Source organism: Sphingobacterium faecale (assembly GCF_016746095.1).
GTDB lineage: Bacteria > Bacteroidota > Bacteroidia > Sphingobacteriales > Sphingobacteriaceae > Sphingobacterium > Sphingobacterium faecale.
Map to the genome: position 1 here is coordinate 31,698 of NZ_JAERTY010000013.1, position 22,747 is coordinate 54,444.

A 22,747-nucleotide genomic window follows, 5' to 3' on the forward strand; every position below is an offset into this window, starting at 1 on the left:
TCTATGTGCTGTAATAAACACAGGCTTCATCGTTGTTAGATGGATATTTCACAGTTATAATAGCCCTAGTAGGCTACTATAACTGTGTTGAAATGTTTTATTTGCTACTTACGGATACTTTTCCTTCTTTTCCGGGCGATCCCGAATAGATCTGTCCTTGAGGGAGGCCGCGTAGACCGGGAGAAGAAGTCGCTATTCTTGAATAGATATTAGATATTTCCGAACTTGGGGTTACACGAAGTCCACCAGGACTGACATCAACAAAAAGGTAGTTTTTCTTTTTTTTGTTGTCCGTTTGGGGAACAATTCCTGTAGGTTCGTATAATAGATTTACATTGCCAGCATCTCCATTTGGATAAGTGCGGGTGCCATTATTGGCATCCTGTCCTCGGGCTATTACATATAGGGAACCTAACTTGCCGAAGTTGATGTCAATATCAAAATTAGAAGCGTTATTTTGTGCTCCCTGTCCAGAGATAAACGTGCGATCTCCGATTTCAGCATATTTAACAACCAGTTTGACATCTTTTTTGCCGTAAAACTGAAGTGATGATTTATCCTTCATGATCAATGTATCGATATGTATAATCGATGAAGAATCTCTGTTGTTAAAAATCTTCTTCTCCTTTTTATTCAATACTAATTTTTCAAGATGCAATTCTTCTGTCTGTGCCATTGCGATAGAACATAACGCAATCATGAAAGCGATAAGTCCTGTTGTTTTGTTTCCTTTCATCTGTTTGTACTTTATTGTTAACAATTATTCCATCTTAAATGTAAAGAAGGAACTTGACCTTTGATACAAAGTTTAGACTACAGTTAGGTACTGAAAGATTAATCGGGCAGTTTTTTCTGATGCACCAGGTGCTCCGAGTTTATCAGCTAACACATCATAGTTTTCTAATATGTTATCTCTGTGTTCCTTTTCAGTAAGTATTTTGCCGATTTCGTCTCGGATTTGTCCAGGATTACAATCTTGTTGTATCAGTTCGATTACGGATAGATAGTTGTTGATTAGGTTGACCAACGAAATAAACTTAACTTTAACCAATTTGCGTGCTATCCATACACTCACTGGGTTAGCTTTGTAGACAACTACCTGAGGTACTTTTAATATACCGGTTTCCAATGTCGCCGTACCGCTAGTTACGACAGCGGCTTCTGCATTTCGGAGCAGGTCATAAGTTTGGTTAAATACGATGGGTATTTCTAGATTTCCTAAATAATTCTTGTAATACAATTGGTCAAAATTTGGAGCACCTGCAATAATGAGCTGATGTTTTGGAAATGCATAGTAGAGCTCAATCATATCCGGTAGTATTTGCTCAATTTCCATCTTTCTACTCCCTGGTAGTAAAGCGATTATTGGTGCATCTGTGAGTCGGTTATCGTTTCGAAAGTCTGGGTTAAAACTATAGTGGCTTATAGCATCCAATAGAGGGTTGCCGACATAATCCACCTTCATACCAAATCTTTTGTAAAAATCGACCTCGAAAGGAAGTATACAGAACATGTGATCTACTATTTTTTTGATTTTATGTACTCTTCCTTGATTCCAAGCCCATATTTTTGGTGAGATGTAGTAACAGGTTTTTATCTGTAGGTGTTTTGCAAATGAAGCTATCTTTAAGTTAAAACCAGGGAAGTCTATCAAAATTACCGTGTCGGGCTGATAATCTAAGACATCTTTTTTGACACTTTTTAAGTTTTTACGTATAGCTCCTATATTTTTGATGACTTCTATAAAGCCCATAAAAGCCATCTGTGAGGTATGTATCAGAGCGGATTGGCCAGCTGCTTCTTGCATCCGGTCACCACCTACGATCTTGAATTCTGCATCTGGATCTTCCTTCTTCAGCGCCTTGATGAGGTTGGCTCCATGTAGATCTCCCGAAGTTTCTCCTGCTATAATATAGTACTTCATATATAAATCATTTATCTTTCCCTTGCTTTACCATTTAGATAACAACAATTATATGTGTCAGCAAACGACCATGTTTTTTTTCAATCTAGCTGTTCTGTATCGAGTGTTAAACCTACGTAAATTCTCTATCACACGCAATATAATTGCGTGATAATATAAGACGAATTTTGTGGTACTTTTTATCCATTTAGTTTTTTTATGGATAAAATAATAAGTGTTCTTCTAATAAGGATGCAACGCATATATCATTTCCATAATTAAGGAAAGTTGCATATCAAAAAAAAACGCCAACTCTTGTCAGCGTTTTTTGGGGATGCGTTGTTTTAGAAAATATGTTATATACCAAGTTCTACCTGAAACATGCCGCCCCATGAATTTTTGTTGTTTGAATTACCATAATTCCCGCCTTTAACCATATAATTTGCATTGAGCTGGAATTTGAGACGGTGTGCTTTCATGTATTTGGTGAGTCCCAATTCCAATACCTCGGTCTGTACCTCGAAGTCCGAGATTTGTTGATGGGGTTTTAAATATGTATAGCGGCCGGCTATTTCATAACCATGATTCATCAGATACGAGGTCTGCTGATTCACACCCCAACCTTTGTAGGCATAAGTATCTTCGGGTTTATCCTCTTTTGTCTTATTAAGCGGGTTGTCCACATCTCTACGCATATATTCTACCTGATAGGCAAACCCCTGATATTTAAATATTGCATCCGCAAAGGAAGTTTTGAGTGTAAAAGGGTTCTGTACGTATTTCCCTGTTTGTCCTCCTTCCCGGATGGTTCTGTCATTGTAACTGTAACCACCACCTAGCGATAGTTTAGGTCTTTTTTCTCGTTCAATATCACCTTCTGAATAGTCGCCGTCGTTAGTAAAATCTCCAAAAGGCAAAAACTCGACACGTCCTGTATAGGCTAGACCATCGTCGGTTGAGTTGGCTGGTCTTCCTTCTCCCGTTGATACAGCGGCTTTTGCATTGATTGGCATATCGCCCAGCTTCTTGCTAAGATTGAAGCTCACACCAAAATCCCTATCAATGGTAAAGTTTGAATTGACCAGCGATCTGTCAGCAAATTGAAGGGAACCTGAAGAGTTGACTCGCTGTCTGTTTCCCGGTAACTTGTTTTGCCCAAAAGAGATATAGAAATCGTCAGAGAAATTGTAGAATATTACCGCATCGCGGACGATATTGGGAATGCCTGTGTCATCAAAATCCTGATCACTCCTGGTAAAGGCCAGTTGAACAGAGTAGGATATTTTAGGTGTGTAGATATAACCATCCATCCTCATCCGCAAACGACGTATTCGTGCGTCAAATTTTCCATTGCTTTCGCCATCCAGCACATTGCTATAACCGAGTCTATTCTGCATTCTAAATCTGAAATTAGTGTAGAAAAGAGAATCTTTTGAGGTGTATTGAATTCCTTTAAAGTTGAGAATAGTAGCACGGTCGTCCCGTTCCTGTCCTTTTAATGCACCTATGCTAATAAGCAAAAACAAAGGCGTTGTAATCCATTTTTTTTTACTCAAAAAAAACGTTCGAAAATTGCGGTACTGCATTGTTATTCTTTAAATTTAAAATCTAATTTGGGTATGTGGTGTTAAGTCTTAGTGATTTAACATTAATTTTACGCAAATATAAGATTAATGAAAAGAACACAAAGTGTTAAATTTCAAGGTAATCATTTAATAACATTGTGTTAACATTTTATTAATACAAATAAAAAAGTACCTTGTCAATAGAATCAGAATTGCTGAAATTTAGTCGGTGTATATTATGAGAAAGATTATCCACGTTGATATGGATTCATTTTATGCTTCGGTAGAGCAGCGCGACTTCCCCGACCTCAGAGGTAAGCCCGTCGCTGTGGGAGGTTCTCCCGATGGAAGGGGAGTAGTCGCAACAGCGAGCTATGAAGCGCGGCGATTTGGTGTTAAATCAGCTATGTCGTCACGCCAAGCTCTGCAGCTATGTCCAGCACTTATTTTTGTCCGTCCTCGTTTTGATGTTTATAAAGAAGTATCCATACATATTCGTGAGATATTTAAACGATATACGGATCTGATAGAGCCATTATCTCTTGATGAGGCTTATCTTGACGTGACTGAAGACAAAAAGGCGGTAGGCTCAGCTATTGAAATTGCCAAACAGATAAAGCAGGCAATCCAAGATGAGCTCAATCTTACTGCTTCAGCAGGAGTTTCTGTCAACAAGTTTATTGCTAAAATTGCATCAGACTACCATAAACCGGATGGACTGACTTTTATTGGGCCGTCTAAAATTGTTCGTTTTCTAGAAGGGCTTCCTATAGAGCGTTTTTTCGGGGTAGGTAAAGTTACAGCCGAAAAAATGAAAGCTAAGGGAATACATAACGGACGGGATTTGAAGTTGTTTTCCGAGGAACAATTAATAGCAGGGTTTGGCAAATCCGGAAGTTTTTTTTATAATATGGTCCGTGGTAATGATGAACGCCCGGTACGACCGAATCGTGTTGCTAAATCGATCGGAGTTGAAGATACCTTCGAACGTGATATTGCCGATGTCGAAGAGATGAAGCTTGAGTTGGATCTATTATGTCTGAAATTGAGCAAACGACTTGAAGCAAAAGCAGTATCCGGTAGAACACTCACCTTAAAAGCAAAATTTTCAGATTTTACACTCCTTACCCGGAGTGTAACAGGAGGATATTTTTTACGAACACATCAACAGCTTCTGGACGAATCACAGGCGCTCCTAGATAAAATTAATCTGGAAGGAAAGAAGGTGAGACTCTTAGGAGTTACGGTATCCAATTTTTTTGAACATGAATTTGATGCCCCCCGAAACGGGCAATTGACTTTGTTTTAATGGTGGGACATTTCAATTACCAAGCAATAGTACAGTATGCCCACTATTGCTTGGTAATAATGGTAAATAAACTATTTATCATTAATCTTTGTGTCCGCACTAAAACTACAGCCACAACCTTTGCCACAGCCACCGCTTTTTGTTTTGGAAGGTAAAAACTTTCTAACCATAAATACAATTGCAAAAACGAATACAATTGTGATAATAGCGTATTGAATGTATAGCATCTTTTTGATAATTATTTTAAAAGTTGGTACGCAATCAAAGCGGCAATATAGGCAACACCTGTCATAAAACCAGCTTGGATTAATGTCCACTTCCATGATCCCGTCTCTCTTTTAACAACGCCAATTGTTGCCATACATTGCATAGCGAATGCATAAAATAATAAGAGTGAGATCCCCGAAGCAAAATTATATGTCGGCTTTCCTGTATTTCTGTTGATTTCAGATTTCATCCGTGTAAACAGCGTCTGCTTCTGCTCGTTATCTTCAATGTCTAAGTCAGAGCCAAGGGAGTATACGACAGCTACAGTACCAACAAATACTTCCCGCGCAGCAAAAGAAGCGAGAAGACCGATTCCTATTTTCCAATCATAACCCAATGGTCTGATGGCCGGCTCAATACCTCTTCCTAAATACCCCAGGTAAGAGTATTCTGTTTTATAAGCCGTTATCTCATCGGCAATCTGTTCTTCCGAAAAGTTAGGGTTTTCCTGTGCAATATATTTCTCAGGGTCTGAAAATTTATCGTTCGGGCCAAAATTGCCCAATACCCAAAGTACGATTGATATAGCTAAGATGATTTTACCTGCTCCGAATAAGAAACTAGAAGATTTTTCCCATACAGTGTTCAGTACATTTTTCCAATCCGGCGTTTTGTACGTCGGCAGTTCAAATATCAGGTAGGAGTTACGAACGGATTTGATGATCTTGTTCAGAACCAAGGCTGACAGTAGAGCTGCTAATATACCTAACAAGTACATTGCAAATAAAACTATCCCCTGCACATTAAATCCTAAGAACTCCATGTCAGGGATTACCAGACCTATTATGACCACATAAATAGGGAGACGTGCCGAACAGGTCATAAATGGCGTGACTAACATCGTAAGTAGACGCTCTTTTGGGTTTTCAATATTCCGGGCAGACATAACAGCAGGGATGGCGCAGGCAACTCCTGACATCAACGGAATGACCGATTTTCCATTTAGACCGAATGGTTTGAGCCAGCGGTCCATCAAAAATACGACACGACTCATATAACCGGTTTCCTCCATCAAGGAGATAAATAAGAATAAAATTATAATTTGAGGGAGGAAAATGACGATACCACCTATCCCCGCAATGACTCCGTTGACCATCAAATCAGCCAATGGCCCCTCCGGTAGCAGCGCCGCTGTAGATTCTCCTAGGCTAGCAAAGAGTTCGTCGACGCTGTCCATCAGCGGGCCTGACCAAGTGTATATAGCTTGGAATATCAAGAATAGTAAACCAAAAAAGATAATATAGCCGTATACAGGATGTATGAGTATATTGTCTATTTTTTCTGTAGTCTTAAGTTTCTTGTTCTCTTTCTTTTGAAATATTGATCTGAGATCATTGTTTATTTTGTCCTGACGCAGGATCGCTTCAGCTTTCTGTAGCTGTTGTATGTTTATGCCATAGCTATTCCTGATGGCGGATAGCTTATTGTTTTCCTCAATTGATAATGCCTTGATGTTTTCTTGGGCAAGATATTGCCAAGTGCGGTATTCCGTTTCTAGCGGAAATATTTTCTTTGCTTCATCCAGTGGTTCTCGAAAGGTTACTGGGAGTTCTAGGCTATTGAAGTAAGGAGAAGGCTGCGTGTCAAAATTTCGTATAAGCTTATCTACTCCCTCTCCTGTACGTGCATTTGTTTTAAAAACTTTAGTTTTTAAGTAGCTCTCTAAAGCGCTGTAATCGATCTGAATACCTTTATCTTCTATTTCGTCCATCATGTTTAGGACAAATATTGCTGGCAATCCAGACTCACGGATCTGCTGGTATAGAACGATGCCTCGGTTTATGGTGCTCGGTTCCGAAACGACTACTACAAGATCAGGTGTTGAATTGGTGTTTTTGCCTGCTAGGGTATTGAATACAACCTCTTCGTCCAGAGAATTGGGGAATAGAGTGTAGGTCCCCGGTAAGTCTATTACTTTATATTCTTTATCACCGGACTTTGCTGTTCCTTCTCTTTTCTCTACGGTGATCCCCGGATAGTTTCCCACCTTTTGGTTCAGCTTGGTGATTCGGTTAAATAGGGAAGTCTTTCCTACGTTAGGGTTTCCTAATAATGCTATTGTCTTATTCTTCATTATATTCTATTTGCCAGAATTAAAGAGGCTTCTGACCTTCTGATTGCTACTAAGGTGTTGTCTTGAATAATATTGATACAGATAGGACCATGTAATGGTGCTTTATGTTTGATTTGGATGGTCGTTCCAGGGGTAAAGCCTAATTCGTAGAATTTGGCAGGCAAGTCATCTTTTTCAAAAGAATGGATAATTGCTTTTTCGCCTTTTTTTAGTTTATCCAATGAGATTTTATTTTGCATTATTTTTGTAACTTTAAATGATTTCAGTGCCTCAAAATCTTCCAAATATAGGTAAAAGGAGTGAGATTTAGAGGTGTTGGCTCTGTCATATAGTTGTTTTATTTAGATTTATTAAAAGCATGGGGATTGAAGATCGAATCAAGACAAATCGATTTCAGGATGATTGGCATAGAGCCACAATTAATATTTTGTTTACCAATAATTGGTTAAGTAATCTGTTGGAAGACAGAGCTAGTAGGAAGAATATTACCTTGCAGCAATTTAACGTTTTACGGATTTTACGAGGTCAATATCCTAAGCCAGCTTCTAATGCTACCATTCGGGACCGTATGATCAGCAGTACGCCTGATATATCTAGGTTGGTGGAACGTATTGTTACTAAAGGATTGGTTACGCGTACAAAAAATAAAGCAGACAAACGCTCGGTAGATCTACTCATTACAGAAAAAGGCCTCCAACTTTTAGAGGAATTAGAGGCCGATATGAATTTATCTAATATGCTTTCAAAGAATCTTTCTGCACCCGAAGCCAAGCTTCTAAGTGATCTGTTGGACAAATTGAGAGGCGAAGATTAATCTTTTGGGTTAGTGCTTATGATCGTGAGCAGCTTCTTTGCTGTGGTCATGTTCATGTCCCTCATGATTGTGATCATGCCCTTCATGATTATGGCCGTGCTCGTGCTCGTGGTGGTCATGCCCCTGTGCGCCATGACTGTGTTCGTGTGGCAATAGGAAAGTGGTGAGTGATACCGCTAAGCCTAAGAATACCGCAGCCATTTTTTTCTTATTGAATTTATGATGGTCAGCTGATCCGGACTCAAACAATATTGTTGTAGAGATATGTAAGAATATACCGATTACAACAGCCATTATCTTATCGAAATGTTGCGAAATATTCCCTATTTCGCCTTCACTTAATACAGAGCTCGTAATAAACCCTAAGGGAGTCATTGCGGCAAAGATTACTAACATAATGATGATGGTCTGTTTTTTTACAGTTGAGCTCAATAATAAACTACCTAAAGCAAATGCTGCTGGGATATGATGTATAGCAATACCAAACACAAGTTTGGTCTGTTGTCCTGATATCAGCGGCATGCCCTCCAGAAATGCATGCAGACACAGACTAATCATAATACCTAATGGGAATCCTGAGTTTTCGTGATGATGAATGTGGCCATGTTCTATTCCTTGTGAAAACTGCTCCAATAGTAACTGGAATATAAAGCCTCCTAGTATATACAGGCCGATTACTTCCGGACTAGTCGTATTAGTGTGGTACACATGGGGAATCAAGTGTAATACTGTAATAGCAAACAGGTAAGCCCCACTAAAGGAGAGGATCAGCTTGAGATAGTTTGTATTGTCACGTTTGACAAAAAAGACTGCCATACCACTAATGAAGGCAGATAAAAATAAGATAGCTACGATTAATGTAAAGCTCATATAGTATTATGTTGTTGGAATTGTCTCCTTAAAGAAAGCGGGTACAAAGCGTTTAAATAGATTACCGTTGAGGGTTCCTATCAAGATTCCCAATAATGCACCGCAGAGTATATCGAAGGGATAGTGTACTCCGACATAAATTTGAGAGAATGAAATAAGTGAAGCCCATAGTATGCATAGCCATAGCGTATGCTTCCATTTTCTTCTGAATAAGACAATCCAGAAAAATGCCATTGCAAAGTGGTTTGTAGCATGGGAACTGGTAAAGCTAAATCCAGATCCGCATCTTACCCGTAGGTTGATATCGTGTTTGAATTCAATATCGTTACACGGGCGGATACGCTTTACATTTTTCTTGATCAGATGAGAAGATACACCATCCGATATACCAAAATTAATCAATGTACAAAGGACTACCAATATTCCTAGTTTGCCGTAGTGTTTAATAAAAAAGATAACAACAAATAGGTAAAGAGGTGCCCAAGTGAATGGGTTACGCAAAATAGGTAACAACCAGTCAAATACTGGATTGCTCATGCCTTGGTTTATAAGCAGGAATATCTCTTTATCTATATCAATTATTTGTTGCCACATAAGATTTTGTTTTTGTGTAAGAAAAGCTAAAAATACACTAATTGCCCTAAAACCGGAAATTGATTGTTAGTTTATCAAAATACACAAAGTTGCAACAAATATAGGTTTTTAATTTTATATCCTATCAATATAGTTGTATTTATTTCGGAATAACTTATTTTTACAGTTCACTATTCATTAATCAAGTATATGACTTTAATAAAATCTATTTCGGGTATCCGCGGTACTATAGGCGGACGTGCCGGAGAGGGGTTGACACCGATTGATATTGTCAAATTCACAGCCGCCTTTGGTAAAATTCTTATGCAGCAGACAGGTAACAAGAAGATTGTTGTCGGTAGAGATGCACGCGAATCCGGAGAAATGGTGAATAATTTGGTGGTTGGTACATTGCAGGGTATAGGTGCCGAGGTTGTTGATTTAGGACTATCTACTACACCTACCGTCGAGATTGCAGTTCCTTTAGAAAACGCAGCAGGAGGGATTATATTGACGGCCTCTCACAACCCAGGGCAATGGAATGCATTAAAATTATTGAATGCGAAGGGAGAGTTTATTTCTGATAAAGAAGGTAAAAATGTATTAGAACTAGGCGAAAGTTTAGACTTTGATTTTGCCGAAGTACAAGATCTGGGAAAAGTTACAGTAAATAGTTCTTATCTTCAAAAGCATATCGATGCCGTGTTAGCCTTGGCTTATGTCGATGTCGAGGCTATTAGAGCGGCACGTTTTAAAATTGCTGTGGACGCTGTCAATAGTACGGGAGGTATATTTATTCCTGCTTTATTGGAGGCACTGGGGGTAGATACTGTCTATAAGATACATTGTGAACCCAATGGTAAGTTTCCACACAATCCAGAGCCCCTAAAAGAACATTTGACCGATCTTTCGGCTGCAGTTTTAGAGAATAAGGCTGACTTAGGTATTGCTGTTGATCCTGATGTGGATCGTTTGGTTTTTATGATGGAAGATGGCGAGCTTTTTGGCGAAGAGTACACACTTGTCGCCGTGGCAGATTATATTCTGGGATGTCGAAAAGGAAATACTGTTTCCAATTTATCTTCGACCCGTGCATTGCGAGATGTGACTATCCGGCATGGAGGAGAATATTTTGCTGCTGCTGTAGGTGAAGTCAATGTCGTCACCAAAATGAAAGAAGTAGATGCCGTGATCGGGGGTGAAGGAAATGGAGGGGTGATCTATCCGGCTTCGCATTATGGACGCGATGCATTGGTCGGTGTGGCTATCTTCTTGTCCCATTTGGCCAAGCTCGGCAGAAAAGTTTCTGACTATCGTGCCGAGCTACCACAGTACTTTATGTCGAAAAATAAAATAACCCTTACTCCGGAAATGGATATCGATGGCTTACTGGCCAAAATGCAGGAAAAATATGAACACGAGAATCATACCACTATTGATGGGTTGAAGATTGATTTCGAGAATGAGTGGGTGCACCTGCGAAAATCAAACACAGAGCCTATCATCCGCATCTACTCAGAAGGACCTAGTCCTGAGGCAGCAGAAGCTATTGCTCAAAAGATTATCAACGAGATCAACGCTATTATAGCTTAGTATCCGACTGATAAATAATTTTTATAATAAAGTCAGAGCGTTTCCGAAAGCCGGAAGCGCTCTAATTTTATCTTTGATTAAGCTTTTCAATCCGTTGCTTGTTTTTTGCATCTAGACGGGAGGCGACAGCCCATATGGCAGCAGGTAGCCATCCGATCAGGGTGATTTGTAGAATTAAGCATAAGATCCCAGACAATATCTTTCCGCGAAGGAAAAAGGAAAGCCAAGGGAATAACACAGCTATTAAAATCATTATATTTTCCTATTGAAGTATAGCTAAACGGTAGGAGGAGCTTCCTGTTCTTTTTCCCCTTCTGTAGGCTCGCTATCTTTTCGTTCTACAATTATTTTGCACTCGGTAACAATTGCTGCTAATGCACCTGCAGCAGCAAAGACCGGAGCTAGTACTAGGCCTACGATTCCGATAGATACTGGGAAGCTAATGATTTCTTTCTCATTTTTATCAGCAATCGTAATCTTAGTCACGTTTGTCTCGTTGAATAGTTCTTTGATCTTCTTTAAAAGATTTTCACCGGAGATGTTATAAGTTTCTTTGAATGCCATGATTTTTATTTTTATAGTTTATGTTCCTTGTTTGTTTAAAACAAAGATAATCAACTATTGCAGAGATATTCTAGAACAAGTAGGTGAGCCAAGTCAGATTTTCGGTAAGAATTGTCTTTTTGTCGGTATATGGAATTATAAAGAAGATTATGCTTCCCGTCCGATAAGTTCACGTAGTGCTACCGAAGCAATAGCTCCTCCGAAAGCGGCCGGTAAATAAGACATGGTACCATAAGCTGATTTCTTGAAATTACTGCCGTCCGTATAGAGTAATGATGCTTTGTCCGGTAGTTCGGTCGAAAATGCTACTTTTACCCCTTGTCGGATATCGTGTTTACGTAGTTTTTTACGGATGTGTTGTGCGAGTTTACAGTTGTATGATTGGCTGATGTCTGCTATTTTTATTTTCGTCGGGTCCATTTTACCTCCAGCTCCCATAGAGCTCACAAAGGGGATTTTTGCAGCATAAGCCATGCGGATCAGGAAAAGTTTGGGTGTTATACTATCAATGGCTTCAACAATATAATCAGGAGCAGACTCCAATAAGGAAGGAAGTCGTTCGGGTATGATAAATTCCTCATATACTGTTAGGTCAAGTTCTGGATTAATGTCCAACAGACGCTGTTTCATAATCTGTGCTTTCGATATACCGTGGTTAGTAGATAGAGCTGGGAGTTGTCTATTTCTGTTGGTCGGATCGATAGTGTCCCCATCAATAATCGTCATCTTTCCGACTCCTCCACGACAGATGAATTCTGCGGCATAGGAGCCTACGCCCCCAAGGCCTAATACCAGTACATGTGATACTGCTAGTTTTTCAACAGCCTCACGGCCTATTAATGCCTCTGTTCTAGCTAACCAAGATAAATCTTCCATACATATTCCAATAGTTGTGCGCGTTGGCTAGATAGTATAGCCGAACACATGCTCTAAGTTCTCGATCAATTGCGCTTTTAGTCTGTTCATACCGATTTTTCGAGCGGCACAAAAGTAAGAAAAAATATCTACTATATTAGTCGTTTTATCATCCGTTTCTAGGAATAATCGATCTAAAGGGATATGTTGTATCAGCCTGTCCTTATTACCATGTATAATGGCAGCCCCTAAACTTAAATAATATCCTTTGTCTAAGAGTTGTTCTGCAAGTGTTATGTTTTTGTCGAACCCGTGAAATACAATTGGAGTTTGGGCTTTCTGTGCTTTAAGTTCATGTATAATTTCTTGGTAGGCACGTACACTATGTATGATCAGGGGCTTATGATTTTCGTTAGCCAGTTGAATTTGGTATCTAAATACTTCGAGTTGTAGGTTCCAATTTGTCTTACAGTGTTTGTCAAGACCACATTCACCAATTCCAATTACCCGATTGTTAGAGATCATAGACTCCATGACGTCGTACTGCAAGGAAGGAACTGGAGCTATATGCCAAGGGTGTATCCCTACACTGCATAACATTCCCGCCCGGAGATCGTCGACTCCTACCATCCAGTTCTGTATACGTAAGACGTTGGGATTTGTCGTCTGATGATGGCTATGTATATCCAAAAAGGGTAGGTCCATGTGTTAGTCTTCTGTATTCCTTCTGTTTTCTTTGTCTGTGCTTTCTATGTAAGGCATGTCTTCGCTTTCGTGGATTTCTTTGTATTTTACCTTTGTCGTCGGTTTCGATTCTGTGCTATCGATATGTACATCTACTTTGATTGTCTCTTTTATTTTTGGCGTACGTACGATTCCCCATTTTATGAGTAGCTCTTGGGTAGAGTTCTGTTTGAGGTGTTGTTTCTCTGGTTCGCCTATTAAAAAACCGAAAGCCTCCATGCTAGGGATCGCATCAAAAACGACTTTAAGTGTAGCAATAAAAGGCAGTGCTAATATCAATCCAGCAAGACCGAATAACATGCCTCCCAAGAGTATACCAATGATAGCCATTAATGGATTGATGCTGACTTTGCTGCCTACAATATTCGGGGTGATGATATTCCCTTCTAAAAATTGTACTACCTGAAACCAAGCTACGACACCTAATGCGTACCAAGCTGTGTCTTTGGTCGCTAGGGCAAAAAGTGCTGGCAGTATAGATCCGATGGCTATCCCTATGTAGGGTAGTAGCATAAGGAGTGAGGCCAATGTGCCAAAAAACCAGGCGTATTCAATATCCATCAGCATGAGTCCGACCGTGTTCAGTACAGCGACAATCCCCATAACGGTAATGAGTCCTACAAGGTAGCTCTGTACGACCGTATAGATCTTGTTCAGTACCTCATCGACTTTGGCTTGTGGAGTTGATTTGAAGGCCTTGAAGAAAAACTCACGGAAGAAATCACGGTAATAAAGCATAAAAAAGCTGTACAAAGGAACTAGTATCGCACTAGCTAACATGTTGCCAATCGAACCAAATGTAGCCGTTATGACTCCACCGGCGTTTTCTAGGGTTTTGTTGCCCTGCTCTTTAAGTTTGTCAAGTACTTGATTCTTTTCAATGCCAAATCGGTCCTTAAGCCAGTTCTGACCATTATCCAAGACAGAAAGCACCTTGTCGGTAATAGCGGAGGCATCCTTCCCAATAATGATACTCTGATGTACAATGAACCAAAGTATAGCAGATATCACAGTTATAGCCACAATAACTGCCAGCAAAGCAGAGAGTGCTTTTCCAAGGCGTAGTCGCTCGAACAACCGCGCCAATGGGAATAATGAAATCGAAATGAGTGTTGCAAACAGGATAGGTAACAACACGTCTTGTGCGACGTAAAGTAATGCAAGTATCAGTACGAGTGCAAATAAACTAGCTGCTAGGTTAAGTGCGTACGGGCTTTTAGTGGGGCTTTCCATATTTGCTATAACAAGCGGTTATATATTTATGTTTTTGTCTTTTCCCAATATAAGACATAAAAAAAAGCGGTAAAAATAACAACAGCATTGCCATACATAATATAAGGTATGCGGGATATAAAGTCCTGATAGATATATCCAGCCAAGAGTGCTCCTCCACCTATTCCCATCTCTAGGGCGATATACATCGTCGCCATTGCTTTACCTCTGTATTGAGGCAGAGATAGGTCTATAGTCCAAGCATTAAGTGCAGGCGATAAGATTCCCGTTCCGATACCGTATATGCAGGCTCCTAAGATAAGGCCAGAGATAGTGTCACCTTTCCCTAGTATTACCAAGGAGATCACAATTACAAATAGACCGACTAGCATTACTTTGATTCTTCCAAAACGATCCGATACCTTGCCTGATACGAATCGTATTCCTATAGAGGCTAGGGTATAGGCTGTAAAGAACAGTCCCTTGTTTGCTATTCCTAGGTGCTCACTCCAGTCCGGTATCAGTGTGAGGATCACTCCATAGGCCGAGTAGGATAGAAGTGTCACGATACCTGCTGGTATAGCCCGTTTTTCAAGGATATCCGATCGGGATATGCGTAGCATTTTTCCATGAAATTTACGTCTCGGCTGTAAAGTCTCTTTCATGTTCAGGACGATGATAATGGAGAGAAAAGCAAATAGCGAAGATGAAAAAAACATGGTGTTGAGATCAAAATTCTGCGCGATGAAACTGCCTATGGCGGGCCCTATTGCTCCACCTATACTAAAACATAATCCGTGCATACCCAATGCTTCTCCCCAACGTTCTTGTGGTATAATATCTGCGACGTAGGCGGAAGTTGCTGTAGGTTTGAAGCCTGTCGAAAATCCGTGTACAAGCCTTAACATGAAAAAACCAGATAAAGTCGTCAGGATGGGATATAGAAAGCCACATAATACACATACTATAGATCCGATGGCCATTACCGGTACGCGTCCCCATTGGTCGGTCAGTCTGCCGCTAAAGGGACGGGATATTCCCGCTGTAAGTGTAAAAAGAGCGATGATCAACCCTTTGTGATCAGCTCCTCCTAAGGAAGATAAATAATTAGGAAGTTCGGGGATGATCATGTTGAAGCTCGCTGAAAAAAGGAGAGAGCTTAAACAGAGTAAGGCAAACTGGAGTGTGTATATAGATTTTGCGCTATCGTGCATCGTTTTTTACACTTTACTTTTTAAGATGTTGACGAGCCAGTTCGGAGCAGAATATTGTTGTTGCTACCGCAACATTCAGTGATTCTGCTCTACCTATCCTTGGGATAGTCACTGCCGTCTTTAATGCAGGGATGAGCTCAGAGCTTATTCCGTTCCCTTCGTTTCCCATGATGATCAATCCTTCTTTTCCAAAATCAACTTCGTATATCGACTGTCCATGCAGCAGGGCTCCAAAAGTTGGTATTTCCTCTTGCAGAATAAGATCCCTAATATCCGTATAGTAGAGCTGCACACGTGACAACGAGCCCATTGTGGCCTGCACTACTTTTGTGTTATAGGCATCAACGGTTCCATTCGAACAGACGATTTGTTGTATCCCAAACCATTCTGCCGTGCGGATAATCGTTCCGAGGTTTCCAGGATCCTGAATATCATCCAAAACCAAAGTATGTCTATTCTTAAAGTTTTTTAGATTTATTTGTTGCGGTTCTGGTATTTCTACCAATGCAAGAGCGCCTTGAGGCGTCTTTAGTGTGGATACCTTATTGAAATCACTTTCTGGAATCTTGATAGGTTTTATACTTTGCGGTATTTTAGGCAACTTTGCGCAAGCCTGATCGGTAGCGAATATTTTTTGTACCTTGTAGGATGAATGGACAAACTCCGTTACGGATTTGATTCCCTCAACAATAAAGAGACCATGTTTGGTGCGAAACTTTTTGTGTTGGAGAGAAGTTATCAGACTGATTTGCGCTTTTGACAACATTGGATCAATGACTATAAAAAGAAGACTTTTATTTTTTGCAAGTATAACACTTTTACTCCTAAAATTTGCCTCTTGCCGTTCAGCAAAATATTTGGACGACAATCAAGCACTGGTTACCGAGGTCGACATGACCGGTGTGCCCAAAGAGCTGAAAGAGTCTGCTTATGCTTATGTGTCGAATGAAATCAGGCCCAATTCGATTCTTAACCTGACCATATACAATCTCTTCAATACCCAAAAGGGAAGATACAAAACGCAAAAAATAAGACAAGTAGGAGAGTCTCCTCACTTGTTGGATTCTTCATTAGTCGAGCTTTCTGGGGATCAGATCCAACGATTTCTTAATACCAAAGGCTACTTTACAGCGAACGTAAGGCCTCAGTTGCAGCTTAACAAAAAGAAAGCAAAAATAGATTTCGTAGCAGAATTGGGAGACCCCTTCTTTGTTCAAAAGATAAAGTATGATTTTGACGAATCCGCCTTTTTAGATATATATAAGGAAAAAGTAGCCCCCTTCAGTGGGCTAAAAGAAGGTATGCAGTATGATGCAGCAAAGTTGGTCGAAGAACGTGAAAAACTGTTCTTTAGCATCAAAAATGCAGGATATTTTGATTTTCTCCGTCAATATATGCGTGTCGGTGTCGATACTACAATGAGGAAGGATAAGGCCGATTTGTTTATCAAGGTGGCTAATCCAGACTCTTCGTTCCATAAGCGTTATAAGATAGGGCAGGTATCATTGCGTATACTCGCTGTTAACAGTAAGAATGTCGATGTTGCACAAGAAAAAGATCCGTTGACAGGTATTGTCTTTGCGGATCAGACCTTCCGGTACCGTCTCAAACCTATTGCCCGCTATATGTACATTCGCCCAGGACAGCTTTATAGCTTTGAGAATGAAACTCTTTCTTATGACCGGCTGTATGAAATGAATGGATTCAGAAATGTAAAGATACATTACGAAAAGGCGGATAGCAATTTGCTTGATGTTTCTTATGAGCTTGTTCCTAGGTCGTTAATGGCCAATCAGGTAGAAGGAGAATATACATTTAGCTCTGGGATGAGTGGATTCAATATTGGGAATACTTTTTCCCACCGGAACGTCTTTGGTGGCTCCGAGTTGTTGGAAGTAAAGCTACGTTATGGTGTGCTGTTTGATCCCAGGTTGCCTGGAGATATCACTCAGAAAATCTTCAATAATGATTTTCAGGTCGGTATTAATCTTGTTGTTCCACGTTTACTTTTGCCTTTTGGTACCCGTAGTTCTGGGCGTTTTGGATTGCCCCGTACAACATTCTCCTCCAGTCTCCAACTGTTTGATCAAGATGGTACATATTCGAATCGCTATTTTATCAATACCTTAAATTACTCCTGGTGGAAATCGCGCAACCTGCAACATAGTTTTACCCCATTGGTGCTGGAATATAGGGCGGGTAGATTTAATCCTGATTTTAAAGCTCAGCTGATAGAGGAGGGCTATCAGTTGTATGTCGAGTCCAATGACCGGCAGTATTTCGGACTAGGTGCGCAGTACGCTATTACATGGAATGCACCCCAGCTTCAGAAATTAGAAGATTTTTCTTTTGTACGTGGTGTTGTGGATTTGAGTGGTAATACATTGGGGGCATTAAATTCGCTTTTTCATTTCAGTCAAAATGCGGCCGGTATGAATACCTTGTTTGGTGTAGCCTACCTTCAGTATGCTAAGGCCGAGGTCGATTATAGATTGTATCGTTACCTCGGAGGCAATCGACAGTTTGTCTTTCGGTTTAATGCAGGAGCTATCGTACCGTATGGCAACAACTCCGAATTACTCATTTTTGAAAAGAGTCTGTTTGCTGGAGGGATGAATGGTATACGTGCTTGGCAGGCCAGAACTTTAGGTCCCGGAGCTTACAATCGAAGTAGTATTAAAGCGTCTGATGCTGCTAAAACCGAACAGTTGCGGCTTAATTTGCGTAATCTCGATCAGTTGGGCGAACTGAAGCTGGAATCTAATTTGGAGTATCGCTTCCGTATTTTAGATAGTTTTTTAGGAGCAAAAATGAATGGAGCTACTTTTGTAGACATGGGTAATATATGGCGTCTACGTCCTAACGCTCTGAATCAAGGAGGTGAGTTTAAGCTGGATCAATTCCTTTCTCATCTCGCTATAGGGACCGGTTTTGGATTGCGCTTCGACATGGATTATTTTACGATGCGTCTTGATGCGGGGCTAAAGGTCAAGGATCCACAGTTCAGAGGTAGTGATCAGTGGGTGATTAAGCATTTGTTTAACCCTAAGGATTTTAAAGGTCAATATCGGAAAACTAATAGTCCTGACCGGTATGGTTTTTTTCAGTACAATTTTGGAGTAGGTCTACCGTTTTAAAAGAAACTCTTTAATACTTCAACTGCACTTTCTAGAATTTGACTGATGGAGAGTCCTTTGCTGAAAGAAAAATAAGCGTATATGACTGCTAGGACGATAAAGGTCGTGAGGAAACGTTTCAGAGCGTAAGCGAGTAAAAGAAGTACTGCTGGTATGATTAATAGCAAAAGACCGTTGATCTTTACAGGAGTTATTTTATTTTCCTTTTTATAGAGAAAATACAACTTTCCTGTGCTCCGATTTTGATTCTTATGCTTGAAATAGGCAAATGTAGATCCATCTATGGCGTGAGACGGTACTCCCACTCCTTGATGGAACGAAAGAGTCTGTTCAAATCCGTTGATACTAAATTTGAATGTACCATTGATGGCTTCATTGGCAATCTCGCTCGAGTCTACAGCAATGATAGCTACCTTTCCGTTTGCAGTTAGGTTTTCTTTAACTATAAAATTGTCTATATATTGTGGTTTGTTCTGACCTTGGCTGTAGATCGAACAGTATAAAAGGGTGAATAAAATGACTAATATTCTCATGTCAGTAACTTCTGTACAATATTACTAAATAATTCGACTAATGAATTGTGTCTTTCGTTTTAAATCGTTAAAATATTTTTAAAATGTAGATATACTTTGTACCTTTGGTCAACGAAAAAATAGTATACAATATTATGGAAAATACAGCAGCACAGAGACAGCCTAGAAAAACAGATAACAATGCCAATCAGACACATTATTACGTTACCTTGACCGTTGCCATTATTATTGGTTTGTTTGGCGTTTTTGTGAGATTTGTACCTGATGTTGTGTCTGCATTAGATCAGTATGCATTCTTATTTTCTTTAATCGCCAATGTTGCCATCCTTATAGCTTCTTTTATCGCGTTCAAGATTGTATTCGCGATTTTAGGCTTCGGTAGCAAAAAATAGTCTGTACAAAAAAATAATATCCTATAATAAGAGAGGGCAGTATCGTAAAGATATTGCCCTTTTTTTATGTGCTGCGCTATCTATTATCTGTTTCTTTTTACTTTACTTGTTTTACTTATTTTTCATTGTAATGTGTTTTTTGTTATGTTTTTGGTTTTATTTTTGTTTGTATTTTAATGAAATGATAATAAAAACATAATTTAGTTATGATTTTATAAATCCATGTTATATCTTTGTCTCATTGTTGAATAATTAAATAGAGATAATATGTGTGGAATAATAGGAGCATTTGATCTAGTAGAATCGGATATTGCCGTTCGCTCTAGGGTTTTAGAAATGGCAAGGCGTATCCGTCATCGTGGGCCTGATTGGTCTGGTATATATAGTAGTGAGGGGGCTGTTTTGGCACATGAGCGTCTCGCTATCGTTGACCCGAAGTCTGGAAGTCAGCCATTGTATAGTGACGACGGTAAAGTCGTGTTAGTGGTCAATGGTGAGATTTACAATCACCGGGAGTTACGGAAATCTTTACCGGAATATTTTTTTCGCACAGCTTCGGATTCAGAGGTGATCCTAGCGTTATATCTTAAAAAAGGAATCGCTTTTGTCGAACAGTTGAATGGTATCTTCAGTTTTGCGTTGTACGATAGGCGTGACGGTTCTTATTTCATTGCCCGTGATCACATGGGGATTGTGCCCCTATATTACGGTAGGGATACCTTGGGCCAGCTTTTTGTGGCATCTGAGTTAAAATCTCTCGAAGGATTTTGTTCGACGATTGCTCAGTTCCCTCCAGGCTGCCAGTTGCATAGCTCATCCGGAGAGACTGCACCTCAGCGTTGGTATCACCGTGATTGGGAGTCCTTTGATAGGGTGCCTGCTGCGACAACAGATATAAACAAACTGCGTGAAGCGTTAGAATTATCGGTCTCTCATCAGCTTATGTCTGATGTTCCCTATGGTGTGCTTCTGTCCGGTGGACTCGATTCTTCTGTGATTGCAGCTATCACCAAAAAATATACCGACACCGCACTACATTCCTTTGCCGTAGGGTTGAAAGGGGCTCCAGATCTACTGGCTGCACGTCATGCCGCGGATCATATTGGCACTATTCATCACGAGGTCAATTTTACTATTCAGGAAGGATTGGATGCTATCAACGATGTTATCTATCATTTGGAGACTTACGACGTGACGACAGTACGTGCGTCCACCCCCATGTATCTATTGTCCCGCGTAATCAAATCGTTGGGTATTAAAATGGTGTTTTCGGGCGAGGGGTCTGACGAGCTTTTCGGGGGATACCTTTACTTTCACAAAGCTCCAAATGCAAAAGAGTTTCACGAAGAAACCATACGGAAGCTGAAGAAACTATATTTGTATGATTGTCTCCGTGCCAATAAATCGCTTGCTGCGTGGGGAGTAGAGGGAAGAGTCCCTTTTTTAGATAAAGACTTTATGGATGTGGCTATGACTATTCAGCCCGATGACAAGATGATTGGGCAAGGTCGGATGGAAAAATGGATTTTGAGGAAAGCATTTGAAGATTATCTTCCGGAATCTATTGTGTGGCGTCAGAAAGAACAATTCTCTGATGGTGTGGGGTACAGTTGGATCGATACACTAAAAGCTCAGGCCGAACAATTGGTGACAGATGCTGAATTTGCGACGGCATCGGATCGATATCCCATTAATACACCGAAGAACAAAGAAGAGTATCATTATCGAAGGATTTTCGAATCGCATTTTCCATCAGATGCAGCAGCGTCAACTGTACCATCAGTCAAATCTATAGCGTGTAGTACACCAGAGGCTTTGCTTTGGGATGCGTCGTTTCAGCAGATGAATGATCCGTCAGGTAGAGCTGTTGCTCATGTACATAATGACAGCTATGCAGAGGTTGATAGACAAACTGCTTTAAAACGAGTTGGTTAGTTTGTGTTTCTATTCTGTTTGATCAGGGAGTGGATTTTTGTGTAAAAATATTTTGGATTGTTGCGTTTCAAACAGTATCTTTGTAACACTTTAGAAGGAAGTACTTCTAATATGATTCCTGAATAGCTCAGTTGGTTAGAGCATCTGACTGTTAATCAGAGGGTCGCTGGTTCGAGCCCAGCTTCAGGAGCAGAAATGAAACCGACTATATTTAGTCGGTTTTTTTGTTTTACATATACATATATTCTTCATGAGCTTAGTTATTGTAGGTACCATAGCATTCGATGCTATCAAAACACCTTTTGGAGAAACAGATAAGATTGTTGGTGGAGCAGCGACCTTTGCAGGGTTGGCAGCCTCTTTTTTATATGATAACGTGAAGCTGATTAGTGTTATTGGTGAAGATTTCGGTGATAATATAGCGATTCTAAATCGCCGTCATATCGATACTACAGGAGTGGAAGTTATTCGGGGTGGTCAGACTTTCTTTTGGTCGGGCAAATATCACAATGATATGAATAGTCGGGATACTTTAGCTACAGATCTGAATGTTTTGGCTGATTTTGACCCCAAGATCCCTGTTTCTTATCAAGACTGTGACTATTTACTGCTGGGGAATCTCACACCTCAGGTGCAAATAGATACCTTAGACCGTCTGCATAATAAACCTAAACTAGTTGTACTAGATACCATGAACTATTGGATGAATACTGCTTTGGACGATTTGAAAACGGTTCTTAAAAGGGTGGATGTATTAACTATCAATGATGCGGAAGCGAGGCAGCTATCTCGTGAATATTCTTTGGTTAAGGCGGCTGATCGAATATTAGAAATGGGACCACGGTATTTAATTATTAAGAAAGGTGAACATGGCGCCTTGCTTTTTGGTGAAGGACAGGTTTTTTCAGCTCCTGCCTTGCCGTTGGCTGAGGTCTTTGACCCAACAGGAGCAGGTGATGCTTTCGCCGGAGGTTTTGCAGGATATCTAGCGCGTGTTAAGACTGTCAATTTTTCAAATATGAAAAATGCTGTTATTTATGGATCTGCGATGGCTTCTTTTTGTGTAGAGCGGTTTGGTACTCAGCGTTTGGAGACGTTAACTTATGAAGAGATTACTCTGCGTATACAGCAGTTTATTGCGCTTTCAAGGTTTGAGATAAGCGAATAGAAATTCGCTTATCCACCATTTATAT

Annotated in this window: 22 protein-coding genes and 1 tRNA gene; 8 read left to right on the forward strand and 15 right to left on the reverse strand. The window is 40.1% G+C overall.

Annotation, left to right across the window (positions count from 1 at the left end; genetic code table 11):
* Nucleotides 1-97: 97 nt before the first annotated feature.
* From JKG61_RS20440 to JKG61_RS20450, 3 genes are all read right to left on the reverse strand, one after another.
* Nucleotides 98-736 carry a hypothetical protein gene (locus JKG61_RS20440; RefSeq protein ID WP_237249560.1) on the reverse strand — a complete coding sequence of 213 codons (639 nt, stop codon included), beginning with the start codon at nt 734-736 and terminating at the stop codon, nt 98-100.
* Nucleotides 737-808: 72 nt separating this feature from the next.
* Complete coding sequence (gene lpxB / locus JKG61_RS20445; RefSeq protein ID WP_202104868.1) at nt 809-1,924, reverse strand: lipid-A-disaccharide synthase; 1,116 nt, start codon at nt 1,922-1,924, stop codon at nt 809-811.
* A 335-nt stretch (nt 1,925-2,259) separates the two neighbouring features.
* Nucleotides 2,260-3,459, reverse strand: a complete 1,200-nt coding sequence (locus tag JKG61_RS20450) for a porin (protein ID WP_237249561.1) — start codon at nt 3,457-3,459, stop codon at nt 2,260-2,262.
* A 247-nt stretch (nt 3,460-3,706) separates the two neighbouring features.
* Between JKG61_RS20450 and dinB the strand changes: the two genes are divergently transcribed.
* Nucleotides 3,707-4,777 carry a DNA polymerase IV gene (gene dinB / locus JKG61_RS20455; RefSeq protein ID WP_202104870.1) on the forward strand — a complete coding sequence of 357 codons (1,071 nt, stop codon included), beginning with the start codon at nt 3,707-3,709 and terminating at the stop codon, nt 4,775-4,777.
* A gap of 238 nt (nt 4,778-5,015) precedes the next feature.
* On the opposite strand, the gene feoB is transcribed toward dinB, so the two are convergent.
* Both feoB and JKG61_RS20470 read right to left on the reverse strand, forming a co-directional pair.
* Entirely contained in the window at nt 5,016-7,118 is a 2,103-nt protein-coding gene (gene feoB, locus JKG61_RS20465) for a ferrous iron transport protein B (RefSeq protein ID WP_202104872.1), read from the reverse strand.
* A complete protein-coding gene (locus JKG61_RS20470; RefSeq protein WP_202104873.1) occupies nt 7,118-7,357 on the reverse strand; it encodes a FeoA family protein in 240 nt (79 codons plus the stop codon). The genes feoB and JKG61_RS20470 overlap by 1 nt, the downstream gene beginning before the upstream one ends.
* Before the next feature lie 119 nt (nt 7,358-7,476).
* On the opposite strand from JKG61_RS20470, the gene JKG61_RS20475 reads away from it, so the two are divergent.
* Nucleotides 7,477-7,932: a MarR family winged helix-turn-helix transcriptional regulator gene (locus tag JKG61_RS20475; protein ID WP_202104874.1), complete on the forward strand. Its 456-nt coding sequence runs from the start codon at nt 7,477-7,479 to the stop codon at nt 7,930-7,932.
* Nucleotides 7,933-7,941: 9 nt separating this feature from the next.
* Here JKG61_RS20475 and JKG61_RS20480 read toward each other — a convergent pair whose 3' ends face one another.
* Together JKG61_RS20480 and JKG61_RS20485 are read right to left on the reverse strand one after the other, a co-directional pair.
* On the reverse strand, nt 7,942-8,802 hold the full coding sequence (locus tag JKG61_RS20480) for a ZIP family metal transporter (RefSeq protein WP_202104875.1): 861 nt from the start codon (nt 8,800-8,802) through the stop codon (nt 7,942-7,944).
* A 6-nt stretch (nt 8,803-8,808) separates the two neighbouring features.
* A complete protein-coding gene (locus JKG61_RS20485) occupies nt 8,809-9,396 on the reverse strand; it encodes a phosphatase PAP2 family protein (protein ID WP_202104876.1) in 588 nt (195 codons plus the stop codon).
* Between the two features lie 189 nt (nt 9,397-9,585).
* Between JKG61_RS20485 and glmM the strand changes: the two genes are divergently transcribed.
* Nucleotides 9,586-10,968 (forward strand): phosphoglucosamine mutase, encoded by a 1,383-nt coding sequence (gene glmM, locus JKG61_RS20490; protein WP_202104877.1) that lies wholly within the window; start codon nt 9,586-9,588, stop codon nt 10,966-10,968.
* A 67-nt stretch (nt 10,969-11,035) separates the two neighbouring features.
* On the opposite strand, the gene JKG61_RS20495 is transcribed toward glmM, so the two are convergent.
* From JKG61_RS20495 to JKG61_RS20525, 7 genes are all read right to left on the reverse strand, one after another.
* Nucleotides 11,036-11,221, reverse strand: coding sequence for a YqaE/Pmp3 family membrane protein (locus tag JKG61_RS20495; RefSeq protein WP_202104878.1), 186 nt, complete (start codon nt 11,219-11,221; stop codon nt 11,036-11,038).
* Between the two features lie 23 nt (nt 11,222-11,244).
* The gene (locus tag JKG61_RS20500; RefSeq protein ID WP_202104879.1) at nt 11,245-11,532 is read right to left on the reverse strand and encodes a DUF4342 domain-containing protein; all 288 of its coding nucleotides are present in this window, start codon (nt 11,530-11,532) and stop codon (nt 11,245-11,247) included.
* 147 nt (nt 11,533-11,679) lie between these two features.
* On the reverse strand, nt 11,680-12,408 hold the full coding sequence (locus JKG61_RS20505; protein WP_202104880.1) for a tRNA threonylcarbamoyladenosine dehydratase: 729 nt from the start codon (nt 12,406-12,408) through the stop codon (nt 11,680-11,682).
* Nucleotides 12,409-12,435: 27 nt separating this feature from the next.
* Nucleotides 12,436-13,092 carry a TatD family hydrolase gene (locus JKG61_RS20510; RefSeq protein WP_202104881.1) on the reverse strand — a complete coding sequence of 219 codons (657 nt, stop codon included), beginning with the start codon at nt 13,090-13,092 and terminating at the stop codon, nt 12,436-12,438.
* Nucleotides 13,093-13,095: 3 nt separating this feature from the next.
* A complete protein-coding gene (locus tag JKG61_RS20515) occupies nt 13,096-14,364 on the reverse strand; it encodes an AI-2E family transporter (RefSeq protein ID WP_202104882.1) in 1,269 nt (422 codons plus the stop codon).
* Nucleotides 14,365-14,390: 26 nt separating this feature from the next.
* Nucleotides 14,391-15,557 (reverse strand): MFS transporter, encoded by a 1,167-nt coding sequence (locus JKG61_RS20520; RefSeq protein WP_202104883.1) that lies wholly within the window; start codon nt 15,555-15,557, stop codon nt 14,391-14,393.
* Nucleotides 15,558-15,570: 13 nt separating this feature from the next.
* Entirely contained in the window at nt 15,571-16,323 is a 753-nt protein-coding gene (locus JKG61_RS20525) for a TrmH family RNA methyltransferase (protein WP_202104884.1), read from the reverse strand.
* Between the two features lie 7 nt (nt 16,324-16,330).
* Here JKG61_RS20525 and tamL point away from each other — a divergent pair, with 7 nt between their 5' ends.
* On the forward strand, nt 16,331-18,694 hold the full coding sequence (tamL, locus tag JKG61_RS20530) for a translocation and assembly module lipoprotein TamL (protein WP_202104885.1): 2,364 nt from the start codon (nt 16,331-16,333) through the stop codon (nt 18,692-18,694).
* Here the strand turns inward: tamL and JKG61_RS20535 are convergent.
* A complete protein-coding gene (locus tag JKG61_RS20535) occupies nt 18,691-19,227 on the reverse strand; it encodes a hypothetical protein (protein ID WP_202104886.1) in 537 nt (178 codons plus the stop codon). The two genes, tamL and JKG61_RS20535, sit on opposite strands and share 4 nt — an antisense overlap.
* A gap of 134 nt (nt 19,228-19,361) precedes the next feature.
* Between JKG61_RS20535 and JKG61_RS20540 the strand changes: the two genes are divergently transcribed.
* From JKG61_RS20540 to JKG61_RS20555, 4 genes are all read left to right on the forward strand, one after another.
* Complete coding sequence (locus tag JKG61_RS20540) at nt 19,362-19,619, forward strand: hypothetical protein (RefSeq protein WP_202104887.1); 258 nt, start codon at nt 19,362-19,364, stop codon at nt 19,617-19,619.
* 267 nt (nt 19,620-19,886) lie between these two features.
* Nucleotides 19,887-21,554 (forward strand): asparagine synthase B, encoded by a 1,668-nt coding sequence (gene asnB / locus JKG61_RS20545; RefSeq protein ID WP_202104888.1) that lies wholly within the window; start codon nt 19,887-19,889, stop codon nt 21,552-21,554.
* A gap of 116 nt (nt 21,555-21,670) precedes the next feature.
* Nucleotides 21,671-21,744, forward strand: a tRNA-Asn gene (locus tag JKG61_RS20550).
* A 60-nt stretch (nt 21,745-21,804) separates the two neighbouring features.
* A complete protein-coding gene (locus JKG61_RS20555) occupies nt 21,805-22,722 on the forward strand; it encodes a PfkB family carbohydrate kinase (RefSeq protein WP_202104889.1) in 918 nt (305 codons plus the stop codon).
* Nucleotides 22,723-22,747 lie beyond the last annotated feature (25 nt).